The 13,314-nt window shown below is 67.5% G+C and carries 17 protein-coding genes and 1 tRNA gene; 7 read left to right on the top strand and 11 right to left on the bottom strand.

Annotated features, from left to right (window positions below):
* Positions 1 to 12 precede the first annotated feature (12 nt).
* The 4 genes from H6G16_RS11525 to gcvT form a co-directional block, all read right to left on the bottom strand.
* Positions 13 to 498 carry a Dps family protein gene (locus tag H6G16_RS11525; RefSeq protein ID WP_190390448.1) on the bottom strand — a complete coding sequence of 162 codons (486 nt, stop codon included), beginning with the start codon at positions 496 to 498 and terminating at the stop codon, positions 13 to 15.
* Between the two features lie 67 nt (positions 499 to 565).
* The gene (locus H6G16_RS11520; RefSeq protein WP_190390447.1) at positions 566 to 1,483 is read right to left on the bottom strand and encodes an RNA polymerase sigma factor, RpoD/SigA family; all 918 of its coding nucleotides are present in this window, start codon (positions 1,481 to 1,483) and stop codon (positions 566 to 568) included.
* Positions 1,484 to 1,560: 77 nt separating this feature from the next.
* Positions 1,561 to 3,387, bottom strand: coding sequence for an aspartate--tRNA ligase (aspS, locus tag H6G16_RS11515; protein WP_190390446.1), 1,827 nt, complete (start codon positions 3,385 to 3,387; stop codon positions 1,561 to 1,563).
* A 60-nt stretch (positions 3,388 to 3,447) separates the two neighbouring features.
* Positions 3,448 to 4,566 carry a glycine cleavage system aminomethyltransferase GcvT gene (gene gcvT / locus H6G16_RS11510; RefSeq protein WP_190390445.1) on the bottom strand — a complete coding sequence of 373 codons (1,119 nt, stop codon included), beginning with the start codon at positions 4,564 to 4,566 and terminating at the stop codon, positions 3,448 to 3,450.
* A 116-nt stretch (positions 4,567 to 4,682) separates the two neighbouring features.
* On the opposite strand from gcvT, the gene H6G16_RS11505 reads away from it, so the two are divergent.
* Both H6G16_RS11505 and H6G16_RS11500 read left to right on the top strand, forming a co-directional pair.
* Positions 4,683 to 4,925: a hypothetical protein gene (locus tag H6G16_RS11505; RefSeq protein ID WP_190390540.1), complete on the top strand. Its 243-nt coding sequence runs from the start codon at positions 4,683 to 4,685 to the stop codon at positions 4,923 to 4,925.
* Between the two features lie 113 nt (positions 4,926 to 5,038).
* A complete protein-coding gene (locus tag H6G16_RS11500; protein WP_347238875.1) occupies positions 5,039 to 5,434 on the top strand; it encodes a Crp/Fnr family transcriptional regulator in 396 nt (131 codons plus the stop codon).
* On the opposite strand, the gene speE is transcribed toward H6G16_RS11500, so the two are convergent.
* The gene (speE, locus tag H6G16_RS11495; protein ID WP_190390444.1) at positions 5,428 to 6,297 is read right to left on the bottom strand and encodes a polyamine aminopropyltransferase; all 870 of its coding nucleotides are present in this window, start codon (positions 6,295 to 6,297) and stop codon (positions 5,428 to 5,430) included. The two genes, H6G16_RS11500 and speE, sit on opposite strands and share 7 nt — an antisense overlap.
* Positions 6,298 to 6,378: 81 nt before the next feature.
* Here speE and arfB point away from each other — a divergent pair, with 81 nt between their 5' ends.
* A complete protein-coding gene (arfB, locus tag H6G16_RS11490; RefSeq protein ID WP_190390443.1) occupies positions 6,379 to 6,843 on the top strand; it encodes an alternative ribosome rescue aminoacyl-tRNA hydrolase ArfB in 465 nt (154 codons plus the stop codon).
* A gap of 96 nt (positions 6,844 to 6,939) precedes the next feature.
* Here the strand turns inward: arfB and mazG are convergent, their stop codons facing one another.
* The 3 genes from mazG to H6G16_RS11475 are packed head-to-tail and all read right to left on the bottom strand — an operon-like array spanning position 6,940 to position 9,332.
* Complete coding sequence (mazG, locus tag H6G16_RS11485) at positions 6,940 to 7,806, bottom strand: nucleoside triphosphate pyrophosphohydrolase (RefSeq protein ID WP_190390442.1); 867 nt, start codon at positions 7,804 to 7,806, stop codon at positions 6,940 to 6,942.
* 38 nt (positions 7,807 to 7,844) lie between these two features.
* Positions 7,845 to 8,351: a DUF2227 family putative metal-binding protein gene (locus H6G16_RS11480; RefSeq protein WP_190390441.1), complete on the bottom strand. Its 507-nt coding sequence runs from the start codon at positions 8,349 to 8,351 to the stop codon at positions 7,845 to 7,847.
* Positions 8,352 to 8,354: 3 nt separating this feature from the next.
* Entirely contained in the window at positions 8,355 to 9,332 is a 978-nt protein-coding gene (locus H6G16_RS11475; RefSeq protein ID WP_190390440.1) for a lysophospholipid acyltransferase family protein, read from the bottom strand.
* On the opposite strand from H6G16_RS11475, the gene H6G16_RS11470 reads away from it, so the two are divergent.
* Positions 9,333 to 9,404, top strand: a tRNA-Val gene (locus H6G16_RS11470).
* A gap of 72 nt (positions 9,405 to 9,476) precedes the next feature.
* Here the strand turns inward: H6G16_RS11470 and H6G16_RS11465 are convergent.
* Both H6G16_RS11465 and H6G16_RS11460 read right to left on the bottom strand, forming a co-directional pair.
* The gene (locus H6G16_RS11465; RefSeq protein ID WP_190390439.1) at positions 9,477 to 10,499 is read right to left on the bottom strand and encodes an alpha/beta fold hydrolase; all 1,023 of its coding nucleotides are present in this window, start codon (positions 10,497 to 10,499) and stop codon (positions 9,477 to 9,479) included.
* Positions 10,500 to 10,653: 154 nt separating this feature from the next.
* Complete coding sequence (locus H6G16_RS11460) at positions 10,654 to 10,911, bottom strand: hypothetical protein (RefSeq protein WP_190390532.1); 258 nt, start codon at positions 10,909 to 10,911, stop codon at positions 10,654 to 10,656.
* 56 nt (positions 10,912 to 10,967) lie between these two features.
* On the opposite strand from H6G16_RS11460, the gene H6G16_RS11455 reads away from it, so the two are divergent.
* Together H6G16_RS11455 and H6G16_RS11450 are read left to right on the top strand one after the other, a co-directional pair.
* Complete coding sequence (locus tag H6G16_RS11455; protein WP_242036383.1) at positions 10,968 to 11,420, top strand: protein phosphatase; 453 nt, start codon at positions 10,968 to 10,970, stop codon at positions 11,418 to 11,420.
* Positions 11,420 to 12,058: a 2OG-Fe(II) oxygenase gene (locus H6G16_RS11450; RefSeq protein ID WP_190390437.1), complete on the top strand. Its 639-nt coding sequence runs from the start codon at positions 11,420 to 11,422 to the stop codon at positions 12,056 to 12,058. Before H6G16_RS11455 ends, H6G16_RS11450 begins: the two co-directional genes overlap by 1 nt.
* On the opposite strand, the gene H6G16_RS11445 is transcribed toward H6G16_RS11450, so the two are convergent.
* The gene (locus tag H6G16_RS11445) at positions 12,049 to 12,312 is read right to left on the bottom strand and encodes a Nif11 family protein (RefSeq protein WP_190390436.1); all 264 of its coding nucleotides are present in this window, start codon (positions 12,310 to 12,312) and stop codon (positions 12,049 to 12,051) included. The two genes, H6G16_RS11450 and H6G16_RS11445, sit on opposite strands and share 10 nt — an antisense overlap.
* A gap of 99 nt (positions 12,313 to 12,411) precedes the next feature.
* Here H6G16_RS11445 and H6G16_RS11440 point away from each other — a divergent pair, with 99 nt between their 5' ends.
* Positions 12,412 to 13,272, top strand: a complete 861-nt coding sequence (locus H6G16_RS11440; RefSeq protein WP_190390435.1) for a bestrophin family ion channel — start codon at positions 12,412 to 12,414, stop codon at positions 13,270 to 13,272.
* Positions 13,273 to 13,314 lie beyond the last annotated feature (42 nt).

The raw sequence follows: 13,314 nt of genomic DNA, 5'->3' as shown, positions 1-13,314 counted from the left end.
CGCCCCAGCCGGCTAGGCCTCCAGCAGGCTGCGCAGCATCCAGGCCGTCTTCTCGTGGATCTGGAGGCGCTGGGTGAGCAGGTCGGCGCTGGGCTGGTCGTTGGCCGCGTCAGCGGTGACCATCACGCTGCGGATCGTGCGGGCCACGGCCTCATGGCCCAGCACCAGTTCGCGCACCATCTCCAGGGCGGCCGGGATGCCCTGGCTTTCCGGGATCGAAGAGAGCTGGCCGTAGGTGGCGCCGCCAAAGGGGGCCGGGCAGCCCAGGGCCCGGATCCGTTCGGCGATGGCGTCGAGGGCGGTCCACAGTTCCGTGTACTGCTCCATGAACATCAGGTGCAGGGTGTTGAACATCGGCCCGGTGACGTTCCAGTGGAAGCCGTGGGTTTTCGCATAGAGCACGGTGCTGTCGGCCAGCACCCGGCCGAGCCCCTCCGCGATCTGCAGGCGCTGGGCTTCGGGGATGCCGATGTCGATGGGGGGTGTGGTGCTGGCCATGGCGGCGGATCCGGATTGCCTTCCTTGTAGTCCCAATTCGTCGGCTTGGCTCGTTGGGCTGGGGGCCTCAGTCGAGGCTGCCGAGGTAATCCTTCACCCGGCAGCGGTTCTGGGGCTGGCGCAGTTTCAGCAGGGCCCGCGATTCGATCTGGCGCACCCGCTCCCGGGACAGGTGCAGGGCTTCGCCGATTTCGGTGAGGGTGCGGGGGGTGTCGTCCTCCAGGCCGAACCGCTGGCGGATCACCAGGGCTTCGCGGCTGTTGAGGTCCTGCAGCAGGGCTTCGAGGTCGTCGTGCAGCTGCTCGCGGGCCAGTTCCTGCTCGGGCGTGTCGTGGCTGTCCTCCAGCAGATCGCCCAGCTCGGTGTTCTGGTCCTTGCCGACGCGGCCTTCCAGGGAGACGGGGCGCGGCACCTGCAGCAGGGTCTGCCGCACCACGGCTTCGCTGAGCTCCAGCTCCCGGGCGATCTCGGCCACGCTGGGGGTGTGGCCGAGCCGGGCGGTGAGCTCCCGCTGGGCACGCTTGATCCGGTTGAGTTTCTCGGTGATGTGCACCGGCAGCCGGATCGTGCGGCTCTGGCTGGCGATGGCGCGGGTGATCCCCTGGCGGATCCACCAGTAGGCGTAGGTGCTGAAGCGGAAGCCCCGGGTGGGGTCGTAGCGCTCCACGGCCCGTTCCAACCCCAGGGTGCCCTCCTGCACCAGATCGAGCAGCTCCAGGCCCCGGCGCTGGTATTTCTTGGCCACCGCCACCACCAGCCGCAGGTTGGCCTGGATCATCCGCTCCTTGGCCCGCTTGCCGCGGTGCAGGGCCCGGCGCCGTTCGGCCCCATCCAGCGCGCTGGCTTCCCCTTGCTGGAGCAGCTGTTCCCGTTGCTGCACCAGGCGGGCCAGGGTGAGCTCCTCCTCCTCGCTCAGCAGGTCAACCCGGCCGATGTCCTGGAGGTAGAGCCGCACCAGGTCGGTGATGGCGGGGGAGTTGGGCAACCCAAAGGGGCAGGGGCGTTCTCACGGTTGCCACCGCCGGCCCGGGCGACGCCGATTGCTCCGATTTGTTTTGGTTTTCAGCCGGCTTCCTCCTCCACCCAGGTGCTGGCCACGTGCAGTTCTTCGAGCTGCTGGTTGGCCACACCGGCGGGCGCCTGGGTCATCAGGCAGCGGGCCTGCTGGGTTTTGGGGAAGGCGATGGTGTCGCGGATCGACTCCTCGCCGGCCAGCAGCATCACGATCCGGTCCACGCCGAAGGCCAGGCCCCCGTGGGGCGGGGCGCCCATGTCGAGGGCGTCCATCAGGAAGCCGAACTGCTGGTTGGCCTCCTCCAGGGGCAGGCCGATGGTCTGCAGCACCTGGCGCTGCAGGGCCGAATCGTGGATGCGCAGCGAGCCGCCGCCCAGCTCCAGGCCGTTGAGCACCAGGTCGTAGGCCTGGGCGCGGGCCGTGGGCAGGGTGGTGGCCCAGGCAGCGGGATCTGCCCCAAGGTCTTCGCTGTTGGGGGCGCAGAAGGGGTGGTGCAGCGCCTCGAGGCGGTTTTCGCCGGCGTTGAACTCGAACATCGGGAAATCCACCACCCAGAGGAAGTTCCAGCTGTCGTTGTCCCGGTCGGGCTGGACCAGCCCCAGCTCGCGGGCCAGGAACTGGCGCACCCGATCGAGGGCCTTGTTCACCGTGGCGGTGTCGCCGGCGCCGAACAGGATCAGGGTGCCGGGCTCGGCGCCGGTGCGCTCCAGCAGCTCGGCCTTCGTGGCCTCGGAGAGGTTGTCCTTGATGGCGCCGATCGTGTCGATCTCGCCGCCCTCGCGCACCCGGATGAAGGCCAGGCCGCCAGCGCCGGCCGCCTGGGCCTCACTGAACACATCGCCGCCGGGCTTGATGCGCACGTTGCTGAGGGCGTCGTTGCCGCCGGGCACCGCGATGCATTTCACCGAGCCGCCGGCGGCCACGGCGCCGGAGAACACCTTGAAGCCCATGCCGGCCACCAGGTCGGACACATCGGTGAGCTCCAGGCCGTAGCGGGTGTCGGGCCGGTCGGTGCCGTAGCGCGCCATGGCCTCATGCCAGGTGAGCCGCGGGAAGGGGCGGGGCAGCTCCACGCCTTTGACGGCCTGCCAGATGCTGGTGATCAGGGCCTCGTTGAGCTCCAGGATTTCCTCCTGGCCCATGAAGCTCATCTCGATGTCCAGCTGGGTGAATTCCGGCTGGCGATCGGCCCGCAGGTCTTCGTCGCGGAAACAGCGGGCCACCTGGTAGTAGCGCTCGATGCCGCCCACCATCAGCAGCTGTTTGAACAGCTGGGGCGACTGGGGCAGGGCAAACCACTCGCCGCCGCAGACCCGGGAGGGCACCAGGTAGTCGCGGGCGCCTTCGGGCGTGGAGCGGGTGAGCACCGGGGTTTCCACCTCGATGAAGCCCTGGTCTTCGAGGAAGCGGCGGGCGGCCTGGATCGTGCGGGCCCGCAGGCGCAGGTTGCCGTTCATGCGCTCGCGGCGCAGGTCGAGGTAGCGGTGGCGCAGCCGCAGCTCCTCGCGGGTGTTCTCCTCGTCGTGCACCGACACGGGGAAGGGCAGGTTGCCCTTCACGGCATTCAGCACCGTGATGGCGCTGGCAAGCACCTCGATGCGGCCGGTGGCCAGCTTGTCGTTGATGGCGTCGGCGGGGCGTTCCCGCACCGTGCCCTGCACCTGCACCACCGTTTCATTGCGCAGGTGCTCGGCCACGGCGAACATCGCGGCGCCGTTGTCCGGGTCGACGGTGATCTGCACCGTGCCGCTGCGGTCGCGCAGGTCGATGAAGATCACCCCGCCATGGTCCCGGCTGCGGTCCACCCAGCCGCAGAGCTGAACGGCCTGGCCGGTGGCATCGGGGCGCAGGTCGCCGCATCCGTGGCTGCGCATGCTGAGGAGGTGGGAAGAGCAATGGGCGATTGTCCCACCCGGGGGGTGATGGTGGGGCTGTCAGCGCCGATAAAACGGACGCTTCACCACCACCGCCGGCTCGGCCTTGCCGCGGATTTCCACGGCCAGTTCGGTGCCCAGCTTGGCGGCCGCCACCGGCACGTAGGCCAGGGCAATGGCTTGGCCGAGGGTCGGCGACCAGGTGCCGCTGGTGATCTCCCCCACCCGCTCTCCGTTTTGGAGCACCGGATAGCCATGGCGGGCGATGGCACGGCCCTGCAGGGTCAGGCCCACCAGGCGCCGCTCCACCCCCTCCGCGGTCTGGCGCTCCAGCACCGCCCGGCCGATGAAGGGCTTCGGCATCTCCAGGTGCACCAGCCAGCCCAGGCCCGCCTCCAGGGGCGTGGTGGCCCCATCCATGTCGGAGCCATAGAGGTGCATGGCTGCCTCCAGGCGCAGGGTGTCGCGGGCGCCGAGGCCGCAGGGCGTCACGCCCTCCGCCAGGAGCTGGGCCCACAGGGCCAGGCCCGCCTCGCGGGGCAGCAGCAGCTCGAAGCCGTCTTCACCGGTGTAGCCGGTGCGGCCCAGGAAGGCGTTGCCGAGGCCCGGCAGATCCAGCTCCCGGTGGCCGAAGCGGGGCAGGCCCGCCAGGTTGGCTCCGCTCAGGGCCTCCAGCCGGGCCTGGGCCCCGGGGCCCTGCAGGGCCAGCAGCACGCCATCGCCCTTGCGGTCGGCCACCGTGATCCCCTGGGGCTCCAGCTGGCTACGGATCCAGGCCGTGTCGGCCTCGGCGCAGGCGGCATTGATCACCAGCAGCAGCTCGTCGGTGCTGCCATCGCTGCTGCCATCGTCCCTGGCCACCTGGCCCCGGTCGTAGACGATCACGTCGTCGCGGATGCCGCCGGCGTCGTTGAGCAGCACCGTGTAGCAGGCTTCGCCGGGGCCAATGCGGAACAGGTCGGTGGGCACCAGGCCCTGGAGGGCGTCCTTGGCCCCCGCCCCCCGCAGGCTCAGCACCCCCATGTGGGAGATGTCGAACATCCCGCAGCCCTGGCGCACGGCGTTGTGCTCGGCCACCAGCCCGGAAAACTGCACGGCCATCTCCCAGCCGGCGAAGGGCACCATCCGGCCCCCGGCCGCCCGGGCGGCATCAAAGAGGGGGGTGCGCTGGAGGGTCATGGCCGGATCCTATGCAGACCCTGCGGCAATCCAGAAGCAACTTGGAAGATTCGGCTCTCCGCCTACCCGGATTCCGTAGCCGTGCATACCTTGAGAGACCCAAACCCCACGTCTGGATGGGTCAGCGTCCCTGCTGCCGCAGCTGCCGCCATTGCGCTCCCCCCAGTGGGGCGGAATTCGGCTGGTGCCAGCTGCGCCAGCTGCCGATCCATCCCGACTTCGCCGCCGAACTGTGGTGCCACCACTGGACGGCCCGGCCGCCGCGGTTGCCGGTGATGGCGGCACCTCCCTCCGGGGCAGGAACGGCCACCGAGCCCAACCACCAGCTCAGCCTCGAATCGGCCCTGACGGAAAGCTGAAGCAAATCTAAAGGCTTCCTGCAAATCCGTGTTCTGTGGTCCTCGTCACTAGGCGTGGGGGGTGATGGAGCTGTATTAAGGACTCCTGGTGCTGCGAGGGGGTGGCTGAATTGGTGGCGTCTCCGACGATCAACACGCCGATCGAGCTGATGGCGGCTCAGGTGGACTGTGAGGTGCTCACGCTCCCCACCGGCGCCAAGGTGTTTGTTCGGGGATCCCGGGCCGATTCCATCTATGGCGTGCGCCGCGGCATCATCGAAGTGATTGGGGAAGCCGGCGAAAAGCTCTGCTACCGGCCCGGTGAGCTGTTCAGCTACCAGGACATCGTCTGGCGGGATGGCATCTACCGCAATGACGCCGTGGCCCGGACCCCGGTGGAAATCCTGCGCCTCGACCGCCTGCGGTTCCTCAACCTGCTGCACAACCACCCCACCCTGGCGGTGTTGCTGATCAGCCAACAGCACGAGCGCCTGCGGGAGCAGCGCACCAGCGGCACCTGCTGCTACTGAAGCTCCCGTTCGATGGCGGCGGGGATGGCGTCGAAGGCGCCGCGCTGCCAGCGGGGACTCCAGATCTCCGAGCCAGCGACCACGGCCGCGGCGCGGGCGGGATCCGGCTGCAGGTAACGACGGCCATCGCTGGCGGCGAACGTCCAGCTCCACCAGCCGCTCGGGTACATGGGCACCCAGCCGTACAGCGGATCGGCGTGGCCGAACACCTCGCGTAGCAGCTTCACCGTGTCGAGGTGCACCTGGCGGAAGGCTTCGGGCGATTCGCTCTGGGTGGCGAACACGCCGCCGGGCCGCAGGATGCGGCGGCACTGCTCGAAGAAGGCCCGGTTGAACAGCCCTTCGGCGGGGCCGGCGGGGTCGGAGCCGTCGACGATCACCACGTCGTAGCTGGCATCCGGGGCGTTCGCGGCCCAGGCGATGCCATCGCCCACGGTGAGGTGGAAGCGGGGGTCGCTCCAGCACCCGTCGCCGATGCTCGGCAGGTATTGCTGGCTCCACGCCACCACCAGGCCGTCGATCTCCACCAGGTCGAGGTGCTGCACGCCGGCGTGGCGCAGGCACTCGCGGGCGGTGCCGCCATCGCCGCCGCCGATCACCAGCACCCGCTCGATGCTGGCGGCGCTGCAGAGGGCCGGGTGCACGATCGCCTCGTGGTAGTGCCGCTCCTGGCGCTCGGCCGTCATCCAGCAGCCATCGAGCAGCAGGCCCTTGCCGTACCGCTCGCTCTCGATGATGGTGACCCGCTGGAAGTCCGACTGCTGCTCGGCGATCACCTGGCCGGCCAGGCCGTAGCGCACGCCGTCGAAGATCTCGTCGATCCAGCTGGGGGCGGGGGCGGGTTGGCTGCTGCTCTCGGCCATGGGCGCTTGGATTCCTGCTTCCACCTTTGCGCACCGCCCGTGTGCCCCCCGTGACAGCCTGAGGTTCAGGTGAGTGGAGAGATGGCCGGCGCCCAGCCCACAGCTGATCTGCAGATCCCGCGGGTGGGTGGCACGGCGCTGCGTATTCCGGCGGCCGCCCTGACCTGGCGTTTTTCGCGCTCCTCGGGGCCCGGCGGCCAAAACGTGAACACCACCGATTCGCGGGTGGAGCTGGTGTTCGATCTGGCGGCCTCCCAGGCCTTGCCGCCGCTGCTGCGGGCCCGGGCCCTGCGGAGGCTGGAGGGAACCCTGGTGGATGGCTGCGTGGTGATCGCGGCCAGTGAGCACCGCTCCCAGTGGCAGAACCGGGTGGCAGCGCAACGGCGCCTGGTGGCGCTGCTGCAGGAGGCAATCAAGCCCCCGCCCCCGCCGCGCCGGCCCACCAAACCCACCCGGGGTTCCCAGGAGCGGCGCCTGGCGGCCAAGAAGCAGCGCGGTGCCATCAAGGGCCAGCGGCAGGCGCGCCCCCAGCTGCCGGACGACTGAAAGCACCAAGGGCAGACGGGCCGGGAGGTGCGTGCGGGCGGTGTCCTGAATCTGTACAGCCTGTACAGAATTTGTGAGGGTGGGGCTGCCAGGGGTTTAGGGGCTGGTTGGCGACCCGTGTTCGGCCCGAATCTCCGCCTTGGCCTGCCGCCAGAGGCCCTCCAGCTCGCGGATGCTGCGGCCTTGCAGATCGCCGCCCAGGGCGGTCTCAACCCGGGAGAAGCGATCGAGGAAGCGGCGGTTGGTGCCGGCCAGGCCCGCCTCGGGGTCGATGCCGCACCAGCGCGCCACGTTCACCAGGGTGAACAGCAGATCGCCGAGCTCCTCCTGGGCGTGGGCCCGATCCCCACTGGCCCTGGCTTCGGCCACCGCTTCCTTGAGCTCCTCGAGCTCCTCGTGCACCTTCTCCCACACACCGTCGATGCCGTCCCATTCGAAGCCGGCGGCGGCGGCCTGCTTCGAGATGGTCATGGCGCCGGCCAGGGCGGGCTGGCCCCGCACCTTGCCCGCCAGGCGATCGCTGAGGGGGCTGGTGCTGGCCAGGGCCTCGGTGGACCTGCCTTGGATCTGTTCCTCCGCCTTGATCGCGTCCCAGAGCTGCTTGACCGCCGCGCTGTCGGCAGCTTCCGCTGCGGCGAACACGTGGGGGTGGCGGCGCACGAGTTTGGCGCTGAGGCCCGTGGCGATGGTCGCCAGGTCAAAGCGGCCTGCTTCGCTGGCGATCTGGGCGTGCAGCACCACCTGCAGCAGCAAGTCGCCCAGTTCCTCGGCCAGGTGCTGGTCGTCGCCGTGGCGAATGGCATCGGCCACCTCGTGGGCCTCCTCCAGCACGTAGGGCACCAGGGAGGCGTGGGTCTGCTCCCGGTCCCAGGGGCAGCCCCCTTCGGGATCCCGCAGCCGGGCCACCACGGCGATCAGCTCGGCGAGGGCCGCAAGGGTGGGGGTGCTGGAGGGGGAGCCCATGGCGGTGACGGTTGGCGGTGCGCGGTTGGGCCACCCTCTCACCGGCGCCGCCGGCGCCAACGCCGCAGCAGCCGCGGCGTTTTGGGCATCGGATCACCGTCCTGCAGCAGATGCAGCCAGGTGCTGGCCTCCAGGCCCACCAGCGCCGCGATCACCAGGGGCTGGTGCCCCTGCCAGAGCTGCAGGGCCCCCTGCACTAGGGCGGCTGGCGCGGGGGTGCCGAGGGGTTGGCCCAGCCAGCTGAGGCCGATCAGCAGGGCGCCCAGGTAAAGCAGCCGCCCGCAGCTGCCCACCACGGGGCTGTGACTGATCACCGAGCGGTGGCGCAGCAGCCGCCGGTAGGGCCACCACAGCAGCCGCAGGGGCCCCCAGCGGCGCGTGGGGTTGGAGCGGGTGTCGAGGTCGGGGGAGAGCAGCAGGCCCCCCAGCAGAAAGGCCAGCCCGGCGCAGGCCACGCCTGCCAGGCCCAACAGCGGCCACCACAGCAGGCCGAAGGGCAGGCTCAGGGCCCAGGTGGCCCGGTCGTGGCTGCGGCCGCTGGCCACGGTTCAATGCCCCCGCAGGACGGGTGGGCCGATGGCGCGCAACCGCTCGCCGCTGCCATCGCCTGGCCGCCAGCGCCGGTTGATCCAGTAGTACTGCTCGGGGTAGGCCTGGATCCAGGGCTCGTGCCAGCGGGCCAGGGCCGCCATCTGGGCCGCCAGGGCCTCGTCGCCCTGGCCCGGCCAGAGCGCTGGACCGCAGATCAGGCGAAAGCGGCCGTCGTCCTCGCGCACATGGGCCACCGGAAACAGGGGGCAGCCCGATTTCTGGGACAGGGCGGCCGGCCCCTTGGCGAAGCGGGTGGAGAGGCCCAGGAAATCGACCTGCAGGTCACTGTCGCCGCTGTAGAGGTCGGTCATCATCACCAGGCTGCCGCCCCCCCGCAGACAGCGAAACATCGCTTTCGCATCGAACTGGGAGATCCAGCCGCAGTGGCTGTTGGCGCTGCGGGCACGGTTGAGCAGGCGATCACTGATGGGGTTGTGGGCCGGCCGGAAGACCACCGAGAGGGTGTCGATCTGTTCGCTGAGCCAACGCAGGGCCAGATCCCAGCAGCCCAGATGCAGGGAGCCGACGATCACCCCCTGGCCCTGGCGATGCAGGGCCAGCAGGTCGTCCAGCCCCTCCCCTTCGGCGCGGACCAGGGTGCTGTCGACCGGCTGGATGATCGATTCGAGGCAGGAGAGAAAAAAGCTGTCGATTGAGCGCTCGGCGATGGTCTGGCGTTGCGCGGGGGAGAGCTCGGCGCCGTAGACCCGTTGCAGGTTGGCCAGGGCCGTGGCGTGCCGTTGCTGCAGCCAGGGCCTGGCGAGTTGGTGGGCCAGGCGGATGCCGCGAACCATGGTGCGATGGCTGCGTCCCCGCAGCAGGGCCAGGAGCAGCCGCACGGCGCAGGCCTCCAGCTGCCAGCGCAGCGTCTGCGGCACGGAGGCTGGGCTGGGCTGGCGACGGACCATGGAGATGTGGTGTAGGTTGCGCCTCACGCGCGATTAGCTCAGCGGTAGAGCGCCTGCCTTACAAGCAGGATGTCGCTGGTTCGAACCCGGCATCGCGCACTGGACGCTCCCATGCAATGGGCACCTCTGGATTGCGGCAGCCTTTGAACGGCTTTGCTAGGCCCAAGGTTGTCAGTCAAGGGATTTCAGAAATTGGTTGATTTGGGCTGCACAAGCCCCAATCTCATGCTGCAAGGCGGCATGACCTCTGCCTGAATCCCTGGCGAGAAGAATCTCCATTTTGTCACCGAGTCTTCGCTTGGCCTCCTCCAGTTGTCCGAGCTCCACCGGCACCATTTCGTCCCCATCCACGGCGATGGCCAGCACGCGGGCCTGAATCTCCTCCAGCTTTGGGGACACGTTGAATTCGTCATTGGCACGTAGTTGATAAATCCAGTCGTTGGCATCTATTTTTGCGGCAATCTTTTCCGCCAGCCTGGGCAGGTGACGCAGGGATCGCTCCCGGGTGGGAGCCGCATTCCAGAGATGGTTGACCCCAGACATAAAGATCCAATAGGCCATGATGGCCAAGGGGAAGTTCCGTGGGGGTTCTTTGTAATTGCCGCCGTCCCAGGTTGGATCAATGAGCAACGGTTCAATGCCGAGATAATCTTGCATGCCACGACGGCCGGCCAGGGCAAATGGGGAGGCAATCATCGGAATAATGCCCTTCACCACATGGGGATATTGAACAGCCCATTGCCAGGTGAGCCTGCCGCCATAGGAGCTGCCGATGACGGCCCGTAATTGTTTGATGCCAAGCTCGTTGGTCACCAGATGGTGCTGGGCGCGCACCACATCGCTGTGCTGATAGGCGGGGAACCCCATGCGCAGGCCATCGCTGGGCTTGCTGGAACGTCCTGCGCCAATATTATCTGAAATAATAACAAACGTGCTGTGGAGATCTAGGGGTTGACCAGGGCCGTACATCTGGCTAGTCCACCAGTCTTCGGCATACATCTGCCAGCTGCTTGCCGTTCCATGAATGAGCAAGATCGCATTTGTGATATGCCCGTCCAGGTCATGCTGGGGCGTGCCCAGGGTGACGTAATTGATGCGTGCTGGGGCCAGTGTCTGACCGTTGTTGAACTCGATCTTGCGAATCAGATGCAGCCTTTCGCTGCCGCCGCCGATGGGCGTGTCGAGATCATGCATGCCGATTGAGCCTGAATGGCTTGCCCTTGCTCTCTGTCAGTGGTTTCGGCGTGTTGTCGAGCCAACCCGGTCCCAGACTCCTGACCTCCGTGGGTCACCAGTGCCGTCCAGCTGCTGCCCGGGCGAGCAGGGGCGCCAGACCGGTTGTGGGGCGTCAGCCTTCGGGGAACAGCAGGTTGGCCAGCTCGTCGGCATCCACGTCATAGACGCGGGCGAGGCTGGTTTCGATGGCGCTGGTCACCTCGCCGGGTAGGAAGCGCATGGCATTGAGGGCGTCGTCGGCGATCTCCTCGGTGAGCAGCTTGTCGTCGCCACCCAGCTTCTCGTCGTTGATCACCGCCATCACCCAGCTCTGGTAGGCGTACACGAGATCGCCGAACTCCAGATCGGGGTCGTTGAAGTCGAGGGCCATGGGTGCTGCAGGCACGTGCTTTTGCAGTCTGCCCGCCCGTGGGCAGGATGGCAGGTATGAAGGCCACCAACCTGCAGGCAACCCTGTTCGATTTCGCCATCGGCGAGCTGGTGCGGCAGCACCGCGAGAGCTTTCAGCCGCTGTGGAGCACCGAGAGCTGGGCCAAGCTGATGATCTGGCTGTCGCTCAACTGCGGCTGCAGCGGCGATCGGGAGGGGCTGGAGGCCTTTGCGGGTGCTCTGGGTCCGGTGCTGAGCGGCCGGATGCGGCGTCTGTTCTTTGAGCGGGAGCTGGAGGATCTGGACCTTCAGGTGATGGCCGACCCCGCCGAGCAGCAGGTGCTGGTGATGCCCATGGGCCCGCCGGGCCCCCTGGATGTCGGGCGGGTGGCCCAGGCCTTGGAGCGGGTGGGCCTGGGGCCCCAGCGGGTGGCCCCGCGGGAGCGCTGGCAGGAGTTGGATGCGGTGGTGGCCATTCCCTGGCTCGACCTCCCGGAGGAGTGCCCGTGATGGATCTGATCGCCCCCTACCGGAATGCTGGCTACGCCGCCCTGGCCGATGGGGTGATGGCCTTCTTTGAGCGGCGGGTTGATCTGCAGCGCCCCGGAGTGGCCTTCGGTCCCGAGGGTGAGGCCGGGGCGGGTGCAGAGCCGGCCAAGATCTCCACCGATATCAGCCTGGTGGCGATCGATCGCTCCGATCCCGAGGCCTTCGCCCTGGCGGAGGTGATTCTGCGGGGGGTTTCGGCGGGGTTGGAGCGCTATCTGCAGGAGCGGCCCCTGTTTCGCGACTGCTGCCCGGAGCAGCAACTGTTCGTGAATCCGATCTTCAACCTGCAGCGCTACGCCCCTGGTGAGGGCTTCAAGCGCTGGCACTGCGACTGGACGATCAGCGACGAGGCCACCGAGCCGGTGCACCGCGTGCTGGCCTGGATCCTCTATTGCAACGATCTGCCGGAGGGCGGCACCGAATTTCATTGGCAGGGTCACCACGAGGAAGCGGAGCGGGGCAAGCTCGTGATCTTTCCGGCGGGGCCCTCCCACATTCACCGCGGCCGCGTGAACCCCACCCACAGCAAAACCATTGCCACGGGCTGGATCAATGCCGGCAGCCGTGAGGGCTATCTGCGCCGTCTGGCTCAGGCCTGATCCGGGCGCTCCCAGGTCTTGGCGGCCCACAGCAGCTCGCCCATGTCCCAACCGAGGTTGTCGAAGTTGCGCACGGCCATGGCGTCGTCGCTCTCGAGCAGCAACTGGGCGAACCCTTTGACCAGGGCGGCCGGTTCGAGGGTCAGGCCTGCCTGGGCGGCCACGGCGGCCAGGTCAGCCGCCGTGGTGGCTCCGCGCATCTGGCGTTGCAGGTCTTCGTTGGAGCGCACCGCAGCCAGAAAAGCCTCAACCATGGGGAAAGATGACCAACAAACAACCCTAGATCTCCAGGCCGCTGTCAGCGTCCCGTTTGTGTTCTGGAACACCAGCTTCGGCCTGCTCAAATCGCCAGAATGGGTCGATTGATCGGCCATCGTTTGAACACTGCTCCTTCGATGACCGGTCCGAGGGCATCCAGCATTTCTCAGCCCGGCAGGCCACCCGCGCGGCGGCGTCGTCTGAGAAAAATCCGTGGCGTGTTTCTCCAGGTGCTTGTGCTCTGCGCCATCAAAGTGGCGGTGCATGCCCTGGGTTTGGAGCGGATCAGCGTCAACCAGCTGTTTTCGGCGATGGTCGCCTCGACCGTTTTTCTGCTGGGCTTTCTGTTGAGCGGCGTGCTCACGGATTTCAAGGAAAGCGAGAAGATTCCCGGTGAATTGGCCACAGCCCTGCAGTCCTTGACGCTTGAGATCCAGGCGATTCGGGCCTATCACCCGGAGGCCCGTGTTGCGCCAGCGATTGAGGCTGTGGCGGGTTTGGGCCGTTCCCTGCTGGATTGGTTGAAGGAGCGGATCAGTACCGATCAAATCCTGCTTTGCCATGAGCAGTTGCACCGCGAGGTGGTGCTTGCTGCGGTGCAGTTCAAGGGTGATGCCTCCACCCTGCGGGGGCGACTCATGCAGGACATGGCCACCATTCTGCTCAAGGTGAACCGGGTGCAGACCATTCGCGACACCACGTTTGTGCCGCTGGTGTACTGGATGGCGGATATTGCTGCGGTGTTGCTGTTTGCCGGTCTGGTGATGGCGCGCGCTGAGAATCTTGCTGAGTCAGTTTTCTTTTTGGCGGTAATTTCTTTCATTGTGATCTTGCTGTTGCGTTTGATCGACGATATCGACAATCCTTTCGGCCATTCCGATGTGGACTCAGCCGAAGATGTTTCGATCGAGTTGCTTGAAAAAACCGTCTCTCGGTTGAAAGCCCATCAGGTTTGACTTCGGTCCTCGGCTGAAGCTGGCACTGGGGCTGGAGATCTT

This window comes from Cyanobium sp. FACHB-13342 (genome assembly GCF_014697415.1).
Taxonomy (GTDB): Bacteria; Cyanobacteriota; Cyanobacteriia; order PCC-6307; family Cyanobiaceae; genus Cyanobium_A.
This window is presented reverse-complemented; position numbering and strand designations above follow the sequence as displayed.

What these genes read in the sequence shown, in the direction of transcription:
- H6G16_RS11525 (WP_190390448.1), bottom strand. Translation starts at nt 498, where the DNA reads ATGGCCAGCACCACACCCCCCATCGACATCGGCATCCCCGAAGCCCAG.
- aspS (WP_190390446.1), bottom strand. Translation starts at nt 3,387, where the DNA reads ATGCGCAGCCACGGATGCGGCGACCTGCGCCCCGATGCCACCGGCCAG.
- gcvT (WP_190390445.1), bottom strand. Translation starts at nt 4,566, where the DNA reads ATGACCCTCCAGCGCACCCCCCTCTTTGATGCCGCCCGGGCGGCCGGG.
- H6G16_RS11505 (WP_190390540.1), top strand. Translation starts at nt 4,683, where the DNA reads ATGGGTCAGCGTCCCTGCTGCCGCAGCTGCCGCCATTGCGCTCCCCCC.
- speE (WP_190390444.1), bottom strand. Translation starts at nt 6,297, where the DNA reads ATGGCCGAGAGCAGCAGCCAACCCGCCCCCGCCCCCAGCTGGATCGAC.
- arfB (WP_190390443.1), top strand. Translation starts at nt 6,379, where the DNA reads ATGGCCGGCGCCCAGCCCACAGCTGATCTGCAGATCCCGCGGGTGGGT.
- mazG (WP_190390442.1), bottom strand. Translation starts at nt 7,806, where the DNA reads ATGGGCTCCCCCTCCAGCACCCCCACCCTTGCGGCCCTCGCCGAGCTG.
- H6G16_RS11465 (WP_190390439.1), bottom strand. Translation starts at nt 10,499, where the DNA reads ATGCATGATCTCGACACGCCCATCGGCGGCGGCAGCGAAAGGCTGCAT.
- H6G16_RS11460 (WP_190390532.1), bottom strand. Translation starts at nt 10,911, where the DNA reads ATGGCCCTCGACTTCAACGACCCCGATCTGGAGTTCGGCGATCTCGTG.
- H6G16_RS11455 (WP_242036383.1), top strand. Translation starts at nt 10,968, where the DNA reads ATGAAGGCCACCAACCTGCAGGCAACCCTGTTCGATTTCGCCATCGGC.
- H6G16_RS11450 (WP_190390437.1), top strand. Translation starts at nt 11,420, where the DNA reads ATGGATCTGATCGCCCCCTACCGGAATGCTGGCTACGCCGCCCTGGCC.
- H6G16_RS11445 (WP_190390436.1), bottom strand. Translation starts at nt 12,312, where the DNA reads ATGGTTGAGGCTTTTCTGGCTGCGGTGCGCTCCAACGAAGACCTGCAA.
- H6G16_RS11440 (WP_190390435.1), top strand. Translation starts at nt 12,412, where the DNA reads ATGGGTCGATTGATCGGCCATCGTTTGAACACTGCTCCTTCGATGACC.